Origin of the sequence: Mesorhizobium ciceri biovar biserrulae WSM1271, assembly GCF_000185905.1 — a bacterium.
GTDB lineage: Bacteria > Pseudomonadota > Alphaproteobacteria > Rhizobiales > Rhizobiaceae > Mesorhizobium > Mesorhizobium ciceri.
This window is the reverse complement of record NC_014923.1, coordinates 5657342-5675526: the sequence shown is the minus strand read 5'-3', so window position 1 is coordinate 5675526 and position 18185 is coordinate 5657342. Positions and strand designations below refer to the sequence as shown.

Sequence of the window (18185 nt, the reverse complement as noted above, 5' to 3'; positions counted from 1 at the left end):
CGGCAGGACTTGATCGAATGGACGTCCGGCGGCAGACGTGTATGGATGTTCCAGTGGACCAGAGTGTCCATGCCCAAGGCGGCGAAAAGAACCCTGCCGCCCCGGTCCCGGCATGTCCCCGCTCGGCCAGCGGCCAGTGGACCGGTATGGCAGGCGTGCTCATGGCCCTCGCAAACGTATGGCTTTTGCGCGACTGGACTGAAGCTGCCCATCTCAAGACGCTCGCCGTGTTGGTCTTGTCGGCCGCCGTCATGCTGGCCGTGGACTTGCTCGTCCACCGTGTCCAGCTCAATCCCACCACGGAACTGGCGCGGGACGCGATCCGGCCTGTCGATCCGCTGCGGCTTGTTCACAAGCTCGTCGGCTTCTGGATGACCATTGGGTGCATTGCGGGGCTATACGCCCTCCTGCCGGAATATGGCGACGCCTTCTATCAGCCGTTCAAGGACGCCGCTCTGTATCTGCTGCCGGGCCTCATTGTCGCTTCGCCTTTCTACATTCTCCATGTCGACCGCCGGCAGCGCGATCCCTTCGATGCCTACGCGCAGCTTCCTCTGCTGCTCGCCGGGAACCGTCCGGCGAACTGGAGCATGCTGGCCGCCCACGCGCGGGGTTGGCTCGTGAAGGCTTTCTTCCTGCCCTTGATGTTCGTCTATGCCAATAACGATCTCGGCGCGCTGTGGTCGGCGCCGCTGTTCCCGCAGTGGGACTTCCGGGATGTCTTCGCCCGGCTCATCGATGTCTTCTACCTTCTGGATGTGCTCTTGGCGGTGATTGCCTATACGCTGACGTTGCGGGTGATCGACAGTCACATAAGGAGCACCGAGCCGACGATTGGTGGTTGGGCCATCTGCCTCATCTGCTACCGGCCGTTTGTGGACGCGCAAGGGCACTACATTCAATATGAACTGGACGAGCTCCATTGGGACAAGGTCCTGGCGCCCTATCCCTGGCTCTATGTACTATGGGGCAGCGCCATTCTGCTCTTGGTTTTCATCTATGTCTGGTCGACGGCGGCCTTCGGCCTGCGATTCTCCAACCTCACCCATCGTGGAATCATCACCAACGGCCCCTATCGCTGGGTGAAACATCCGGCCTATCTGAGCAAGAATCTTTGCTGGTGGCTGATCTCGGTGCCGTTCGTCGCTGGTGCGGGCTGGCTCACGGCAGTTCAATCCTGCCTGATGCTGGGCGCCGCCAATCTTGTCTATTACCTGCGCGCCAGGACCGAGGAACGGCATTTGAGCGCCGACCCGATCTATCGGGACTACCAGGCCTTTATCGCCGAGCATGGCCTCGTGGCCCGCGTGCTGAAGTTGGTGCAGCCCCCTGCCTCGCGCTCATTTTAGCATCATATGATGACTAGGCGACCCTGGCTTTTAACGGCATTTTTCAGCTCGGCTCTGGATCGATGCCGTGCCTTGCGGGGGAGAGGCGACACTCCTCGCGGTTGATCCGGAAGAGCAAGGACAGTCGCTAAGTCGGGGTCTCGGCAATGCCGAAAGCATTACCTTTCGCGCGCTCCTTCCTCATCCTTGGGTTTTGGCTGGCGATTGCATCGCTTGTCGGCACAGTGGCATTGCTGTCGATGCCCCCCGCCTCTCGTGCCGAGGACACCCAGACGGCCGAGGACACCCAGACGCAGAATGTTTTGAAGCCGGGCGATATCGCGGCCTCCGGCTTTGCCGGGGTCAGGCTTCAGGTCGAGGGGCTGCCGCCAGGCGTGGATCCCCTCTCCAAGACCGTCATCGATCCCGACGGGGTCACGCTGCGCATCTATGACGGAAGCCTCGTTGCCGCGCCGCTGGCCGGCCAGCAGCTTGATCTGCCTCTGCGCAAGGACTTCAAGGCCGGGAATATCGGCCATGTATTCGGGCTGGTTTTCGACACGCTCCCGGCCGACGAGCGCGGCACGCCCGGCCTCTATGCGGCAGCCACGTCCGCCTTTGGCCTCTATATTGTCGGCCCCGACAAGGATGGCGACGGACAGCCCGACCGGCTGACGAGAGGGGCTCCCGGCGCCCAGTTCATGGAGGGTCTGTTCGGCAAGGCCCCCTTTGGCGGCGCCGGGGCGATCTGGAAGATAGACAGCGCGACGGGCGAGGCCAGCCTCTATACGGAGCTCTCCAAGGAAGGCGCGATCAACAGCGGGCCCGGCATCGGCGGCCTTGCCTTCGATCCCGCGAGCCGTTCGCTCTATGTTTCCGACCTTGACACCGGGCTAGTTCATCAACTCAAGGGCCCGACTGCCGGCACCGATGCCGGCCAGTTCGATCATGGACTGCAGGGCGGGCCGCTGGCGGGCAAGGAGGCCGTCGCCGATGATGCAAAGCAGCTCGACGTCACGTCTCCGGACTTCGACGCGGCCAATCCGTCGACCTGGGGTTTTACGCAGAATGCGCGCCGGATCGACGGCATGGCGGTGCACGGGAAGCGGCTCTATTACGCTGTCGCGGAAGGTCCTGAAATCTGGTCCGTCGGCCTCGCCGAGGATGGCTCCTTCATGCAGGATGCCCGCATCGAGGTCGGCGTCGACGCCTCGCAGCCCGGCACGGTCACAGCGATAGTCTTCGACAACAGCGGCGACATGGTCCTGGCGCTGCGCAATGCGGTGCAGAATGCAGGTGATTTTGCGGCACTTGTCAGTGGCGGCCCCACCGATGTGATCCGCTATGCGCCCGAAGCCCCGGACGATCCGCAAACAGCATCGGCCTGGCAACTGGATACGCTCACCTATCCCGTTGGTCAGTCCATCGAGCGGCGCGATGCCAGCGGCGGCGTGGCGCTGCAATATGCCTACAAGCCCGACGGCAGCCTCGACCTCACCGCCTGCGGCGGAACGCTGCTTGCTTCCGGCGATGTCCTGGATCGGCAAAAGCCTGTCCATGGTCTGCAGATTGGTGCGGCAAGCCAGTTTCAGGCTGCTGCCGGCGCAGACGTTCCAACTGCCTTCGTTGCCCTTGATCCGGCTCAGGATGATGCGGCGGCGCGCGGCCATGCCGGCGGCGTTGCCGTTCTCTCGCAATGCGAAGGCGGCAGCGGATTCCCAGCCGTAGCCTCGGACGAACAGTTTCCCGGTATACCGGGAGGCGGCCAAACTGGCTTTCCCGGTGTCGAGGGCGGCGGCGGCCAGCCCGGCTTTCCAGGCGTTGACGGCGGCGGCGGGACCGGCTTTCCGGATGTCGACGGCGGCGGCGGCGGGACCGGCTTTCCCGATGTTGAAGGTGACGGCGGCCAGACCCGCGGCAAGCTCACGCTGACCAAGACGGGCACCGTGCCGAAATGCTCCCCCAAGGGCGGGTGCGCCTTCAACATCGAAGTCAGCAACGACGGGCCAGAAGTTCCAGGTCCCATCACGATCAACGAGCAGATCGAGGCGCCCCAGGCGACGCTGACCGGCGAACCCAACGCACCTTGGCAATGCAGCAAGGCGGCGCCCTTCACCTGTACGCATCCGGGGCCGGTGCCCGCCAACGGCAAGCTCGATATGCGCCTTGTCTTCGCGCCGAATACCCCGCCGGAAACGAAAGAGGTCAGGAATTGCGCGGTCCTCGCCGGCGGGACGCCGCCTCCCGGCAATCAGCAGAAAGCGAACAATCAACAGCCGGCCGCGCTGCCGCCGCCGACGGCCAGCAACGCGAACGGTCTTGCGGTGCAGGCCTCGGGCGTGCCGGCGAGCTGCTCGCCCAAGGCTGGGACCTGCGAGTTCGAGGTCAAGGTCACCAACACCAGCGCCAATGCAGTCACTGGACCCTTCCGGGTCATACAGACCCTGTCGGTCGGAACTCAGAGCCAGGCGAAGAATTCCCCTACCAGCCTGAATGTGCCGGCCGGCCTGCAATGCAAGCCCGATGGGCGGGAGCTCGATTGCCAACAGCCGGAGCTCACCTTGGCTCCCGGCGAAAGCCGCTCCATGAAGATCGCCTTTACCATCGACACGACCGAAGGTGGCGAAGCCGATTTCGTGCAGAGCAAGGCCGCTGTCACCTTTGGACCGCTGGCCGGCGAGGCGACGGCCGCGATTGCCTTCGACGAACCCCTCAACAACAAGCTGCCAGAGCCTGGCGCGCCAGAGGCGGGCGGCAACCCGCCGGACGGAGACGCCGGCGGACAGCCGGCGGCGCCGGCCTGCGCCACCTTGCCGCTCGATCCGGACATGCCGGTGCAGACCGGGCCGGTGGTGATTTCGAAGAAAGGCCCGGCAAGCTGCCCGCTCAAAGGACCGTGCACCTTCGAGATCACGCTCACCAACACCACCGATGCGCCGGTGCCCGGTCCGATACCCTTCACCGACACGATCGATGTCGCGGGCGCCAAGCTTTCCGACGATGCTCTGCCCCCACCCTTCGCCTGCGAGAAGGGTGGCCCGCCGGTCAAATGTTCGTTCGGCAATGCGGCCACGGCGCTCGGGCCGAAGGAATCAAGAAGCGTTTCGCTGCGCTTCGACCTCGAACTGCCAGCCGGCACCAGGACGGTGAAGAATTGCGCGATGACGTCCCCGGCCGCGGTGCCGCAGAAGAAGGCCGAGCTTACGGGACCGATGAGCCGGCGCCCGCTGATTACTTATGCGGCCTTCCGATCAGCATCGCTCGCCGACGGCAAGGGCCTTCTGCATTTCATCGACAATCCCGGCGGCAATATCGGCGGCGTGTCGAGCGTTACGAAAGACTGTACGAAATGGGGGATGAAGAAGAACGGCTTCGTCGTCATGCAAAGCAACGGCTTGCAGATTTCATTTAACCATATGGAAGTCGATCCGAACGGCAATGCCATCGGCCAGGCCTCTTTTTTCCCAAAGGATGGTGGCGGTGCCATTAGCGGCGTGGTCAGGGGCACCATATCCGGCACCAGGTTCACTTTGAACGTGACCTGGAACACCGGCGACACCGGTCTCTATAAAGGCGACATCACCGCTGACGGGAGCGTCCAGGGCGATCACATCAATCGAGCAGGTGTCATCGACACGTTTCGGAACGACGGCAGTTGGTGGACCTGCAAAGCGAGCCGGTTTTGCGAAGGCTATGCCGGCATGGCCATGTTGTCGGCAAAGACACTCGGCGAGGAGGGATGCAGGCCGACTGGTCCCGAAATTCGCTGGTCGATGGACAACCAGAAACATATCGATTTTTGCATGGCGCGCGCCAGCACGGCTGATCCCATGCTTGAGGCGGAGAACAAGGCTCGCTTCGACAGGCATGTGGAATGTGCCCGCGAAAAGCAGGTGAGACTGACTTGCCCCACTCTCGTCAAAAGCACGGTGGCCCTGAATGACCAGATGAAGGCTCTGAACTGCAAGAACGCCATTTCCTTCACCCCCAAGACCGTGATGGATATGTGCGTCCGTTCACCTTTGGTCGTGGTTGCTGTCGAACGAAGCTTTCAGAACAAGCTCGCCGCCTGCAAAGCTGAGCTTGCCGCCAACGGGAATGCGGGTGCCGGCGGAGCCGATCCCGGCGCGGGCGGAGCCGATGCCGGCGGCGCGGACGAGGGCGATGGCGTCGGTGGCGGTGGCAAGGTGCGGGAGCCGGCACCGGAACAATGCGCTGTGGTCAACATCGAGGAGGTCGATCCGCCGGGCGGCGGCGGCCAGGTCGATCCGCAAGCCTCGACCGCGGGGCCGCTCAGCCTGGTGAAGACATTCACCACCTGCGTCGAAAACCGCTGCGTTTTCAACGTCACGATTTCCAACACAAGCGATGCCGAGGTCAAGGGACCGGTCGAATTCACCGACGACGTGACCGGCGACGGCGCCGTCTTCAACAGCGCCACCGTCTCGGCCGCCTCCGATCCCAAATTCAACTGCGCCAGGCAGGGGCAGGGTTTCATCTGCTCCAACCCGGCGGTCACGCTCGCGGCGAAAAGCTCCGTCAGCATCACTCTCACCGCCGATCTGGGCAAGGGCATCGGCGCGGTCAAGGAAATGAAGAACTGCGCCACGCTGAAAGGCGCGGCTGCACCGTCCTGCGCCACCGCCCGGCTGCTGCAGCCCGCGCCGCAGCCCGAACAGCCCAAGAACCTCGCGCTGGCGCACAATCCGGCGGTGGCGCAATGCTCGGACATAGGCGGCGGATGCGTCTTCACGACATCAGTCAGCAATCCCGCCGACGCGCCGGAGTTCAATGGGCCGCTCTCCTTCACCGTCCATCTATCGCAGCCGGACGGCAGCGCCTTCCCCAACATCGCGATGGAGGGCGGCGGCGAGGCAGCAAGTGTCCCCGGTGTGACCGCGCCGATCTCCTGCAAGAAGGACGGCAATGACGTAACCTGCACCTCCGCGGTGACGGCGAAAATTCCGCCCGGCAAGACTGTGCCCGTGTCGATGACGTTCAAGCCCGGCAGCGGAACGAATGCGACTGCGATCAAGACCTGCGCTTCGTTCGCGGGCGGCGAACAGACATGCGCCAGCATTCCGCTGGTCAAAGGCCCGCTGCTCAGGGCCCAGAAATTCACCGCGGCCACCTCTTGCGTGCCGAGTTGCGCCTTCGGAATTTTGCTGAAGAATGTCGGAACTGACGCTGCTTCCGGCCCCTTTGTCATCAAGGAGGATTTCAAGCCCATCACCGACACCACGATCGAGACCGTCGATGGCGACTTCGCGTGCTCGACCACCAATGGCACCGTCGGATGCATCTCGACCAACAAGGGCACGAATGTTCTGAAACCCGGCGAAACGCTCAGCGGCCGGGTGCTGGTCAAAACCTCGAGGGTTTCTCCGACCTACACGAACTGCATCGACTATAATCCGGCCGCCAACGCCAAGCCCAGTCCGTTCGACAGGGATTTCGCCGGCCGCTGCGTCACCATCAAGGACGAGGTGCATAAGGGCGCTAATCTGATGGTCGAGGTCCTCCCTCCCAACGGCAAACCGAACGGCGTTGGCGAATGTGGCATCAACGAAGTGTGCCGCTTCAGAGTCAGCGTGAAGAGCAATGGGTCGGATACGGTCGTCGGCCCGCCGCCATTCAACGCCAAGGTCCGGAATGGCATCGTTCAGTTCATCAATGCCGGTCTCACAGTAAAAGGCACCGGCGCCTGCAGCAAGAAGGATGGCGACACCCAGACTGTCGCGTGTCAGAGCGCCGTGTCGATGCCCCCGGAAACATTCCTCGATGCCGATGCCGTGGTGATCGCCGGGGCGACATGGAAGAAGAACGATACGCTCACCTTATGCGCGACAGTACCGCCGGTTGACAGCAATCCGAATGACAATGAAGGCTGCGCGTCGGTCAAGCTCGACCCCTTCAGCGTCAAGGTCACCAAGACCGGCGATCAATCCTGCACCCTGGGCGGCGATTGCCACTTCGCCCTCAGGCTGTTCAATCCGGGGCCGATCGACCACAACGCGCCGGTCACCATTTCCGACAAACTGACGGGGCTTGCCTCGGCGCAGATCGTCTCGATCACGCCGCCACTGCCCTGCGCGACGCAGCCGACGCAGATCCCGTTCTCCTGCACATCGCCCGGCCCCGTGCGCCTCGATCTCGATGCCCCCGAAGGCAGCGAGTTCGGCCCGCGCAACTTCAACATGGTCGTGCGCCTGCCGAGCGATGCCTCGGCAGCCCGGTTCTCGAATTGCGCCGACGTCTCGGACGGAACGCCCGGCATCAATGATCAGTCCTGCAAGACGGTTTCCCTGACCCCGCCCGTGCAGACCTGTCAAGGCGGCATGGTGCTCGCCAATGGCATCTGTGCCTGTCCGCCCAACACCAGATGGGATGGCAAGAGCTGCAGCGGAACCGGCGGCGCTTCCACCTCGAAGCCGATCACGCCCGAGGCGGCGCCGGTCCTCGCCGTCCCGTCCGCCACCTGCAAGTTCGGCATGATCCTCGCCGGCAATGGCCTGTGCGCCTGCCCCGCCAACACCAAATGGACCGGCAAGGCCTGCGAGGCCGCCGGCCCAGGAAGCGGCGGAATTGGCTTGATCAAGCAGGCTCCGCAGGTGCAGGCCAGGGTCTGCCCCGCCGATCGGCCGATGGGGGCGTACCCCAATTGCTGTCCGCAAGGTACGGAATATCGTAATGGCAAATGCCGTTCTCAGAAGACGGCACCCATAGAGGTCAAGTGCGGCAGCGGCCTTGTGAAGGATGCAAGGACCGGACGGTGCATCGCCTGCAAACGCGGCAGCCATGCCGAGGGCAATGCCTGCGTGCTCAACAGGATCAAGCAGCAGCCAGGAATCTGTCCCGCGGATCGGCCGGTTGGTGCCTATCCCAATTGCTGTCCGCAAGGGACCGAGTACCGCAATGGCAAATGCCGTTCCCCGCAGCCGGCCCAGGTAAAGTGCCGCCGGAGTCAGGTGCTTGATGCCGCGACCGGCGTCTGCGTCGATCGCGCAAGGCAACGGTTCTGTCCCGCTGACCGCCCTGTCGGGGCCTATCCGAATTGCTGCCCAGAGGGCTACCAGTTTGGACGCGGAAAGTGCCGTCCGATGCGCGATCAACAGCAGGAACAGCAATCTTGTCCCGCCAACCGGCCCGTTGGGGTCTATCCGAATTGCTGTCCGGAAGGATACCAATTTGGGCGTGGCAGGTGCCGCCCGGTGCGCGATCAACATCAGGAACAGCAATCTTGTCCCGCCAACCGGCCCGTCGGGGTCTATCCGAACTGCTGCCCGGAGGGATATCAATTTGGGCGCGGCAGGTGCCGCATGATCCGCGACCAGAATCAGCAGCCACAACAGCCGGATCAGGGCACCAGGCCTGTCCGCAAGAAGACCTGTCCGGATGGCACGGTCGTCTATGGCCGGTATAGCAAGTGCCCGAACGACAACCCCGCGCCACAACCACAACCACAACCGCAACCGCAACAACAGCAATGCAGAGGCGACCAGGTCAGCACGTCGTCCGGCTGCGTGTGTCCGACCGGCACGCGGGAATCCAGTGGCCAGTGCATCGATCGCGTCAATTGAGCCAAGTGAAATGACATCGGGAGATTGCATCCGTGAAACCCTCGTTCTTCGCGACACTGGCGGGCATGGTGGCCATGGCGGGTGTTTCGATCTTTCACCCCACTGAACTCCATGCCGGAGCCCCGCTGACCGACGTCTGCTATGAAGCGCCTTGCTCCGTCCAGAAAGCGGAAAGCAAAAACGGCAAGCTCGATCAGGCGCCGCAGATGCTCGCCTTCGAGATAAAGATAAGGTTCGGATGCCCGGACGGCTTTCGCAAGGAAGACGGCGAATGTGTGCGCGACCGAAGAGGCAAGAAGAGAAGGTTTGAATGCCCCGACGGCTTCCATCGGCAGGACGGTGAATGCGTGCGCGACCGAAGGGGCAAGAAGAACCAGGCGAGAGGTTGCCCGGAAGGCACGGAGTTCCGCCGCGGCAAATGCCGCGAGAGCGAGTTCCCCCCTGTGGAGCAAGAGGAGGAGCAGACCTGCTCGCATAATGATCACTTGGAGAACGGCCGGTGCGTGCCGTGCCGACAAGGCCAGCATGTCGAAGGAGACGAATGTGTACCGGACTAGAATTCTTCGGATAGGCCTGACGGCTCTTGGCCTGGCGCTCTCCTCTTTGCTGGCGCAGGCCGAAGATGTCGAAGGCTGCACCGACAATCCGTTCGTCGGACGTTTCCAGGGCGCGACGATCGCCTATTGCAAGGCGAAGGATTTCGATGAGCTGGTGTTCCTGCAGTCACCGCATGATTATGGCGCGCTGCTGGAGCGCAATGCCATGAAGGACAGGTCGGGGCCGGAATGGCTCAAGCAGCAGGGAAGAGCCAGCGAGTTGCGCTATGAATTGCCGCCCGGCAGTTCTTCGCTGGAGGTCGCGAGCAGCTATGAGGCCGATCTCAAGGCGAAAGGCTTCAGCATCCTTTTCTCCTGCGCCGATCAGGAGTGCCTGGTCGGCAATCTGCGCGACCTCTACCTGCTGGGCGAACAGCTCGATCCGACCAATGGCATATCGACCGCCTATGCCGACCATGTCCGCTACCTCCTGGCCAAGCTCGAGCGGCCGGAAGGTGCCATCTATGTGAGCGCCATGGCCGGCGAGGACAAGGACAGGGCCGTCGTCTTCGTGCGCGTGCTGGAAGCCAAGGGCATGGATCCCGCAAAGGTGGCGACGGCGGCTCCCGAGGATCTGTCGGATTCACTCGCTTCGCAAGGCAGCGTCAATCTCTATGGCATCCTGTTCGATTACAACCAGGACGCCGTGAAGCCGGAATCGAAGCCGGCTTTGGACGAGATCGCCAAGGTGCTGACCGACAAGCCGGCGCTGCGCCTCAAGATCATTGGCCATACCGACAATGCGGGCAGCGCCGCCTATAATCTCGATCTCTCTACCCGCCGCGCCGCCAATGTGTCCGCGGCCTTGGTGGGCGGCTACGGCATCGATCCCGCCCGGCTCTCATTCGAAGGGGCGGGCCTGTCACGCCCGATCGAATCCAACGACACCGACGAAGGGCGCGCCAAGAACCGCCGCGTCGAGCTTGTCGTGCAATAGCCGGTTCGGATCATGAAGCCTGTGCACGACTTCAAAAGATTTGGCCACACCGGGCTGTGCGCGCTCATGGCGCTGGCCTGCGCTTCCCGCATCGCCGACGCCGCATCCATCACCATCGACTGCGCGCGCGAAGACAAGTTGGTCGTGGGCTGGACCGCACCGCTCGCCCTTTCATATCCCGGCGGGGCCAGCGGCGACCTGGCGCTGACGTCGGAACATATCACATTCACTTTGCCCGCCGCGCAAACCCTGACGACCGGCGTCGTCGACGGGACCGATGTGACGGCAACCTCCATATACGGTTCAGGCGAAACATCTTCAGTGATGCCCGACCCGGCGGCGCTCATGGCGTGCGTGGAGAATTCACTGCAGCCGGAGCTCAAGGATGATGCGGATGCGCAGGCCCTTGCGCTGCTCGGCTGCGCGCCCAAGGTGGCAATGAGCACGTCTCCGATTGCCGTCCACGCAAGCGTGTCGGTTGGTCTCTTTCCGGGAAACGAGCCGACGGTGCCGGACGTGAACGTCGAGATCAGACGCAGCTATAGGAACGCGAAAACCCCGGCGGGCGATGCCATCACCATCGAAACCTATCCCAGCAACTGCAAGCTTGCTGGGCAATGAGCAGCGACCCATCGCTTTCCGGGGACCGCAAGGGGCGATAACTCTGGCAACCGATTCGGCATCGGGCAGCGCGTTGGCTGTTTCCAGGAACATCCTTGACTGGATTGCGTTTCCTATTCCGGACCTTTCCAAAACAGGGAGAACGGTGTCATGGACTGGAACCGCGTGGAAGGAAACTGGAAACAGGTGAAAGGCAAGGTCAAGGAGCAGTGGGGCAAACTCACCGATGACGACCTTGACCGCATCGCCGGCAAGCGCGATCAACTCGAAGGCAAGATCCAGGAGCGTTACGGCATCGAAAAGGACCGCGTGCGGCGCGATGTCGACGATTGGTACGGGCGGCAGGGTTGGTAGGCATGTGAGCCCGGCTGTGGCCATTCCAGGACGCGGCCCAACAGTCCGGCAGGACCATGCGGGCGCTGAGCCTTGTCGTCGGTTGAGTTTTGCAGCAAGGATTTCGTACTGTGGCTGAAAATATCTCTCGCAAGCAGGAGCAACGGGGGACAAGAAGAATTGTCACGTGGGCGATCGCAGTTATCGCCGTGATTTTTCTTGCTCTACTGGCTATATTCGTGTTCGGCCCGTTGCTATGACTTTCATGGCGATGATTGAGCTGTCTCCGATCCGGGGATGATCGGGCATTGGTCGGGGACGCGGGCAGCGGCCACCAGTGAGCAACTATGCTTCAGGCGAGGGCATGCGGCCAGCGCTGCTTCCGCGGCCGGACGACGCCAAGGCGGCGCACCTATATCGACCGCCGTCGCGCGGCTAGCCGGTCTGCAGTGCCGGCACAAAAACCTGTTTCACAAGAATCTTGCTGAACACGATTTCGCCGGGAACATATCAGGAAACGATTGGTTTGGTGGCGGTACACCCAACCAGGAGATCCACCATGATCGTCAAACTTCTGTCCGCCGCTGTGCTCGCGCTCACATTGGCCACATCGGCAGTGGCACAGTCGAACAGTTCCGGCTCCAACAGCGGTTCGGGCTCGAACGACGGCACCGGCGCTACGTCTGGAAATACCGGCGGCAACAGCGGCACCGGCTCTGGAACGTCCGTGAATCCTTCCGATCCGAGCACTACAAATTCGACAAATTCCACAACGAAATCAGGTGGCATGACTGACCGCTGCAAAGATTCGGCAGGCAACGACATCGACAACAACACCGCGACCGGCACGACAACATCGAATGTGCAGAACTGTAATAAATGAGCCGGCTCCTCAATCCGTTGCCGGACCAGTGCTTCGGCAGCGCATTGAGCGCTGAGAGCGGTAAGCGCAGATGAACCGGCAGGCCGCCAAGCAAGCGCCGCCCCGATTCTGGTGGTTGGCAGGAGCATCGGCGGCTGTCGTCATCGGTTTTGCCGTCTTCGCCAGCGGATCGGTTCGCAGCAACAGTCTGCGAGAAACCACGCTTGTGCAGGCGATCGGCGGCGACCCTCAACGAGCCGTCCCGGCCATGATCCGCAACGGCTGTGGCGGATGTCACGAAATCCCGGGGGTGCCCGGCGCCCGTGGTACCGTCGGTCCCTCCCTGCAGGGCGTCGTCGAAAGAGGATATATCGGGGCATCGCGAGCCAGCCCGGATGCGATGATGCGCTGGATCAGCAGAGCGCGGGACGTAGACCCGAACACGGCCATGCCCAATACAAATCTGTCGCCTCAAGAGGCGCGCGACATCACCGCCTATCTCTATGCGCGGACATGAGGCGCACTGAACTGGTCCGACGGCGCAGGCGCCTTGCCAGCAGAAGCAGCAGCCCAGGCATCAACACGGCGGCGCACGCCACAAGTGATTGAGCCGCCAGAACCATGATTGTCTGGCCTGTTGTCGAGCCGGCCCGCATCTGGCGTATATCGGCCGCGGTAACGCTGACGTCGGGATTTCCGAACCGAGCGGTGACGTAATTTGCAAGGGCTGCCACCTGGCCATCGTCCAGCCAGCCGCCGAAGGCCGCCATCGATTTACGCCCCGCCACGTCGCCAGCTTTGACGCCTTCAAGGATGGTCATGGCGACATCCTCGGGCGTGGCCGCGCCGGGGGTGCTGTTGTGGGTCAAGGACGGATAGGATCCGTCTGACGATCCGCCTCCGTTCGCCCCATGGCACGTCGAACAGAGCGATCGATAGAGATCATCGCCGGCTGCGGTCCCGCTGCCTTGCGTCATCCCTTCGGTTCCAGCATCGCCGTCGACCGTGGCCGCGTTACCCCATGAGAACCGCGGCTGCTTTTCGTCTCCCGATTGGGCGGGCACGTCCCTGAGATAAGCGACGATGGCCTGGATATCGTCATCGGAAAGATGTTGCAGGCTGTTCATGACCGTTTCCGCCATCGGCCCGCCCGCATAAGCCTTCCCGGGAACGGCGCCGGTTTTGAGAAATCGAGACAGCTCTTCGTTGCTCCAGCCGCCGACGCCTGCGATCTTGTCGCTGGTGATGTTGAAGGCCTGCCAGATGCCGGCGGTGCCGCCGGCAAGCTTGTGGTCTTCATCCATGCCGAACGTCGCATTCCTTGGCGTGTGGCAGGCACCGCAGTGGCCGAGCACCTCGACCAGGTAGGCTCCCCTGTTCCATGCGGCGGTCCGGTTCCGATCGGGCGTGAAACTGCCGGTATGCAGGTTCGCGAGCTTCCACAGCGCAACTGTCCAGCGCTGGTTGAATGGAAAAGGCAGGATGTTTCGCGGCTGCGGCTGCGAGATCGGCGGCTGCGCCAGGAGGTAGGTCCGGATCGCAAGCACGTCCTCGCGGCTCATCGCGGCGAAGCTGTCATAGGGCATGGCGGGATAGAGATCGGCTCCGTCGCGCCTGACACCTTTCTGCACGGCCCGCACGAACTCGTCCGCGGAGTAGCGTCCAATGCCCGTGTCAGGATCAGGTGTGATGTTGGTCGAGTATACGTCGCCGAAGGGTGTCGGCACGCGATAGCCTCCAGCGAACGGGCGGCTCGGATTGGACGTGTGGCAGCCGATGCAGTCGGCCGCTCGGGTAAGGTATTCACCCTTCTGGATTTCGCTCGCCCGCAGCTCAGTGCAAAGCGCCAACGATGCCAAGACGAGCGCGACCGCCCGGGAGGTGACGGCCGGGAATGGAATTCCCGCGGCAGGCCAAGGCGGGCACCGGCGGACGGCCAATCTCCGGGTCTTTGACCTCGTCACAGTTCGCACCCGCTGAAGATCAGCCCTGCCATCAGCTGCGCCAGCAAGATGAGCGTGAACAGCGCCCCGATGCCCACGGAAGTCCTGGCAAGGAATGCGCGCGTGCACGCCTTCCGGGGCGGAACCGTACCATGTCCGCGGTCATGAACGGCGTGCCATGACAGCAGCGCGCCTGCCAGGGCGACAGCGGCGCCTGTCAACGAGAACAAGGCAGTGGGACGAAAGCCGGCGTGGCATTGCCAGGATGCAATCGAATAATCGAGCTGCAGCGTTATTGCCCACGCAACTGGTCCGCTGACCAGGCCTGCCCAGGAAACGCCGGTACGGATCGCCTGCATCTCACATCCTCGGAGCCCAATAGATAACAAGATAGAGCACGACCCATGAGACGACGACGAAGTCCCAGTAGAAGGCGTTGTCCGAGACGTCGCTGAAGCGGCGGCCTGCCTTGCCTTTTTGCGTGAACATGAGAACCGCCAGGACGATCGTGTCGCCGACATCGGTAAGGAGATGCGTCGTATGCAGCCCGAGCAGGAACCAGACGATCGATCCGTAAGCGTTCTGATCCCAGGAAATCCGCAGAGCCGGAAATTCCCAGATGCGAACGATCAGCGGAAGAATGCCGACGATCGACATGACGACCATGCCAAGGCGAACTTTCGCCAGGTCCTGGCGACGTGCCCAAACCTCGATCATGTGGTTGGGCACGACGCTCGCAACCAGAATAACCAGTACTGCCGTCCCCGGCAGCAGATCTGGCGCAGGGGCCCCAATGGGCCAATGCCGGGCCAGCACGGCCAGATAGAAGTAAGTGCCTATCGCCAAGGCAAAACCGGTTGCCTCGAGGGCAATGAAGGCAAGGGTTCCCCACCACATCGGGCTCGCTGACCCGAAATCGTATGTGGGCAGGTGACTGACGTCGGCGACGGGGCGGTGCCTCATTCCTCGTCCTCCGGTTCGCCTTTCGGCCAGAACCAGCAGATGAAGCCGATCGAAACCGGGATCGCTCCCCAGACCACCGCCCACGGCGTGTATATCGAACCGAGAAATGCGCCGCCGACTGCGATGGCCGACAGCAACGGCCAGATCGAGTTGTCAGCCGATGGTACCCTTACTTGCGGCATCGCATCGGCGACCGTGCCGGCGAGCACCTCGCGGGCGTCGACACGCAGACCTTCGACCACTGGGAGCACATCGGGCTCGGCCCAAAGCGGTTCGCGGTGAGTTACCACGGGCAGCCGCGAAAAATCGTAGGAGGGCGGCGGCGACGTCGTCGCCCATTCGAGCGTGCTCGCGCCCCAGGGATTGCCTCCTGCAATGCGGCCGTTGCGGAGGCTGAGAAAGAGATTCAGGAAGAAAAGCGCGAAGCCCGCGAACACCACCAGCGAAGAGAGGCTGATGAAGAGGTTCATCTCGCCCCAGCCGCTCGCCGGCGGATACGTATAAACGCGGCGCGGCATGCCTTGCAGACCGAGAATATGCATGGGGAAGAAGGTGAGATTGAACCCGAGGAAGACCAGCCAGAAATTCCAGCGGCCGAGCCTCTCGGACAGCATGCGTCCGGTGATCTTGGGAAACCAGTAATAAACGGCGCCGAGCAGGGGGAAGACGGCGCCCCCGACCAGCACATAATGGAAATGGGCAACCACGAAATAGGTGTCGTGCACCTGCAGGTCGAGCGGCACCGAGGCGACCATGACGCCGGTCAGGCCGCCGATCACAAAGGTGAAGATGAAGCCGAGAACGAAAAGCATGGGCGTGGCGAAGATCGGCCGGCCGCCCCAGATCGTCGCAATCCAGCAGAAGATCTGAACGCCGCTCGGAATGGCGATCATCATCGAGGAAGCGGTGAAGAAGCTCTCGCCGAGTTGCGGCAGGCCGGTAGCGAACATGTGGTGCACCCACAGGCCGAAGGAAAGAAAACCGATCGCGATCAACGACAGCACGATCCCGAGATAGCCGAACACCGGGCGGCGAACGAAGGTCGGCAGGATCGCGGAAACGAAGCCGGTCGCCGGAATGAAGATGATATAGACCTCGGGATGGCCGAAGAACCAGAACAGATGCTGCCACAGCAGTGCATCGCCGCCTGCTGCGGGGTCGAAAAATTTTGTGCCGACCAGGCGGTCGAGGATCAGCATTGTGCTCGAGACCATCACGGCCGGCATGGCGAACAGGATGACGAAAGCCGTAACGAGGACGGACCAGACATAGAGCGGGATGCGGTCGAGCGACATGCCGGGGGCACGTTGTTTGAAAACTGTCGCGATGATCTCGACCGCTACCGCGAGGGCGGACACTTCGGTGTAGGTCACCATCTGCGCCCAGAAATCGGGGCGCTTGCCGATGCCATATTCGGGTCCGGCGAGCGGCACATAGGAAAACCAGCCGGCATCCGCACCGGTTTCGAAGGCGAAGGCGATCCAGATCATCAGCCCGCCGGAAAGATAGACCCAGTAGCTGAATGCATTGAGCCGCGGAAAGGCGACATTGCGAGTGCCGATCATCAGCGGCACCAGGTAAATGGCGAAAGCTTCCATCACCGGCACGGCAAACAGAAACATCATCGTCGTGCCGTGCATGGTGAACAGCTGGTTGTAGAGATCGGGACCGATATGGCCGGCCTCAGGCTGGGCAAGCTGGAAGCGCATGGCGAGCGCTGACAGACCCGCAAGGATGAGAAACAGGAAAGCCGTCACGATATAGCGCCGTCCGATCAGCTTGTGATCGACCGTGACCAGCCAGCCGTAGAAGCCTTTCGGCGTTCGCCAGGCATGCGCCAGAAAGGCGCGCAGTCTCACCTCTTCGAGACCGGTGTCACGGATGCCTTTCAGGGCCTCCTGAGTGTGCTCGGCCGGCTTTCCCGCAAGGCCACTCATTCGAGGCTTCCGAGATAGGTGACGACCGCGTTGAGATCGTCGGCGCTAAGGGCAATGCGCGGCATCTTGGCGCCGGGCTTTATCGACTGTGGATCGGCGATCCAGGCGGCGAGCGCGCCAGGGGTCATGGCGAGCGTATCCGCGGCCAGTGCGCGTCGGCTGGCGAGATGAGTTAGGTCAGGTCCCACCGTTCCGCTGGCAGGCGTGCCTCTTATCGTGTGGCAGAGCGCACAGCCGGTGGACAGAAATGCCTGTTGGCCGCGGCGCTCTTCGTCGCCGCCAGGCGCGGATGCGACGGCGTTTTGCCTGGATTGCCATGCTTCGAACGCTTCGTGGCTTTCCGCGATGACGGTGATGGCCATATGGGCGTGCTGATAGCCGCAGAATTCGGCACACTGGCCACGATAGATGCCGGGCTTATCGGCGATGAGTGTGAGCTCACTCGGCCGGCCCGGAATGAGATCGCGCTTGCCGGCAAGGTTCGGCACCCAGAAGCTATGAATGACATCGAGCGAATCGAGTTCGACCTTGACCGGTTCGCCAACCGGCACATGGATTTCATTTGCCGTGACGATCGATTGGGACCGATCATCTCCGGGATACCGAACCTCCCACCACCATTGGTGCCCGGTGATGCGCACGGCAAGCGTTTCCGTTCCGCTCAGCGAAGCAATGGATTTGCCAGCGAAAAAACTCGCTATCGTCATCATGACGAGCACCAGAACGGTCAACGCAATGGCGCTGCCGACAGCGCGGGCAAATCGGCGCTCCTGACGAGAATCGATCTCGAGCGGCGAGCGCGTTGTCTCGGACAGGCGACGACGCAAAAGCGCTGCCGCCAGGATCAACATGACAAGCAGCCACGTGGCCACTGCGATTGCGCTGAAAGACCAGATCAGATCAAGGATTCTCCGGGCATTCGCACCGTGTGCATGGAGGGCCGATTGCTTGTCGCCGCATCCTGCCAAGGCCAATATCGGCGCTGCGCTGATCGCCCTCAAACGCCGTTGCGCGGCCGTTCCCTGAACGGTGCCAGGCAAGATTTGCCTAGGACATGTGGGGGCAAGCGACATTCGCGGTCGTGT

At 62.6% G+C, this 18185-nt stretch carries 13 protein-coding genes; 8 read left to right on the top strand and 5 right to left on the bottom strand.

The window, feature by feature from the left end; genetic code table 11:
* Positions 1-53: 53 nt before the first annotated feature.
* The 8 genes from MESCI_RS27450 to MESCI_RS27415 all read left to right on the top strand — a co-directional run bounded on the left by MESCI_RS27450 (position 54) and on the right by MESCI_RS27415 (position 12774).
* Positions 54-1349 (top strand): methyltransferase family protein, encoded by a 1296-nt coding sequence (locus tag MESCI_RS27450; protein ID WP_164919972.1) that lies wholly within the window; start codon positions 54-56, stop codon positions 1347-1349.
* A 146-nt stretch (positions 1350-1495) separates the two neighbouring features.
* On the top strand, positions 1496-8908 hold the full coding sequence (locus MESCI_RS27445; protein ID WP_013533231.1) for a YncE family protein: 7413 nt from the start codon (positions 1496-1498) through the stop codon (positions 8906-8908).
* Positions 8909-8940: 32 nt separating this feature from the next.
* Entirely contained in the window at positions 8941-9465 is a 525-nt protein-coding gene (locus MESCI_RS27440) for a hypothetical protein (protein WP_013533230.1), read from the top strand.
* Positions 9452-10441: an OmpA family protein gene (locus tag MESCI_RS27435; protein ID WP_245268573.1), complete on the top strand. Its 990-nt coding sequence runs from the start codon at positions 9452-9454 to the stop codon at positions 10439-10441. The genes MESCI_RS27440 and MESCI_RS27435 overlap by 14 nt, the downstream gene beginning before the upstream one ends.
* Positions 10442-10453: 12 nt before the next feature.
* The gene (locus tag MESCI_RS27430) at positions 10454-11062 is read left to right on the top strand and encodes a hypothetical protein (RefSeq protein ID WP_013533228.1); all 609 of its coding nucleotides are present in this window, start codon (positions 10454-10456) and stop codon (positions 11060-11062) included.
* Positions 11063-11212: 150 nt separating this feature from the next.
* Complete coding sequence (locus MESCI_RS27425; protein ID WP_013533227.1) at positions 11213-11416, top strand: CsbD family protein; 204 nt, start codon at positions 11213-11215, stop codon at positions 11414-11416.
* Positions 11417-11954: 538 nt separating this feature from the next.
* Complete coding sequence (locus MESCI_RS27420; RefSeq protein WP_013533226.1) at positions 11955-12278, top strand: hypothetical protein; 324 nt, start codon at positions 11955-11957, stop codon at positions 12276-12278.
* A gap of 70 nt (positions 12279-12348) precedes the next feature.
* Entirely contained in the window at positions 12349-12774 is a 426-nt protein-coding gene (locus MESCI_RS27415; protein WP_013533225.1) for a c-type cytochrome, read from the top strand.
* On the opposite strand, the gene MESCI_RS27410 is transcribed toward MESCI_RS27415, so the two are convergent.
* Genes MESCI_RS27410 through coxB form a run of 5 tightly spaced genes read right to left on the bottom strand, consistent with a single transcriptional unit; the run spans position 12746 to position 18173 of the window.
* Complete coding sequence (locus MESCI_RS27410; protein ID WP_210161352.1) at positions 12746-14197, bottom strand: c-type cytochrome; 1452 nt, start codon at positions 14195-14197, stop codon at positions 12746-12748. The genes MESCI_RS27415 and MESCI_RS27410 overlap by 29 nt on opposite strands.
* Positions 14198-14217: 20 nt before the next feature.
* Positions 14218-14559: a hypothetical protein gene (locus tag MESCI_RS32495; RefSeq protein WP_013533223.1), complete on the bottom strand. Its 342-nt coding sequence runs from the start codon at positions 14557-14559 to the stop codon at positions 14218-14220.
* Position 14560: 1 nt separating this feature from the next.
* Positions 14561-15163, bottom strand: coding sequence for a cytochrome c oxidase subunit 3 (locus MESCI_RS27405; RefSeq protein ID WP_013533222.1), 603 nt, complete (start codon positions 15161-15163; stop codon positions 14561-14563).
* Entirely contained in the window at positions 15160-17100 is a 1941-nt protein-coding gene (gene ctaD / locus MESCI_RS27400; RefSeq protein ID WP_013533221.1) for a cytochrome c oxidase subunit I, read from the bottom strand. Before ctaD ends, MESCI_RS27405 begins: the two co-directional genes overlap by 4 nt.
* On the bottom strand, positions 17097-18173 hold the full coding sequence (gene coxB / locus MESCI_RS27395) for a cytochrome c oxidase subunit II (protein WP_164920082.1): 1077 nt from the start codon (positions 18171-18173) through the stop codon (positions 17097-17099). Before coxB ends, ctaD begins: the two co-directional genes overlap by 4 nt.
* Positions 18174-18185: the final 12 nt, after the last annotated feature.

Excerpts from the sequence above, each read along its gene's own strand:
- MESCI_RS27445 (WP_013533231.1), top strand. The coding sequence starts at position 1,496 with ATGCCGAAAGCATTACCTTTCGCGCGCTCCTTCCTCATCCTTGGGTTT.
- MESCI_RS27430 (WP_013533228.1), top strand. The coding sequence starts at position 10,454 with ATGAAGCCTGTGCACGACTTCAAAAGATTTGGCCACACCGGGCTGTGC.
- MESCI_RS27425 (WP_013533227.1), top strand. The coding sequence starts at position 11,213 with ATGGACTGGAACCGCGTGGAAGGAAACTGGAAACAGGTGAAAGGCAAG.
- MESCI_RS27420 (WP_013533226.1), top strand. The coding sequence starts at position 11,955 with ATGATCGTCAAACTTCTGTCCGCCGCTGTGCTCGCGCTCACATTGGCC.
- MESCI_RS27415 (WP_013533225.1), top strand. The coding sequence starts at position 12,349 with ATGAACCGGCAGGCCGCCAAGCAAGCGCCGCCCCGATTCTGGTGGTTG.
- MESCI_RS32495 (WP_013533223.1), bottom strand. The coding sequence starts at position 14,559 with ATGCAGGCGATCCGTACCGGCGTTTCCTGGGCAGGCCTGGTCAGCGGA.
- MESCI_RS27405 (WP_013533222.1), bottom strand. The coding sequence starts at position 15,163 with ATGAGGCACCGCCCCGTCGCCGACGTCAGTCACCTGCCCACATACGAT.
- ctaD (WP_013533221.1), bottom strand. The coding sequence starts at position 17,100 with ATGAGTGGCCTTGCGGGAAAGCCGGCCGAGCACACTCAGGAGGCCCTG.
- coxB (WP_164920082.1), bottom strand. The coding sequence starts at position 18,173 with ATGTCGCTTGCCCCCACATGTCCTAGGCAAATCTTGCCTGGCACCGTT.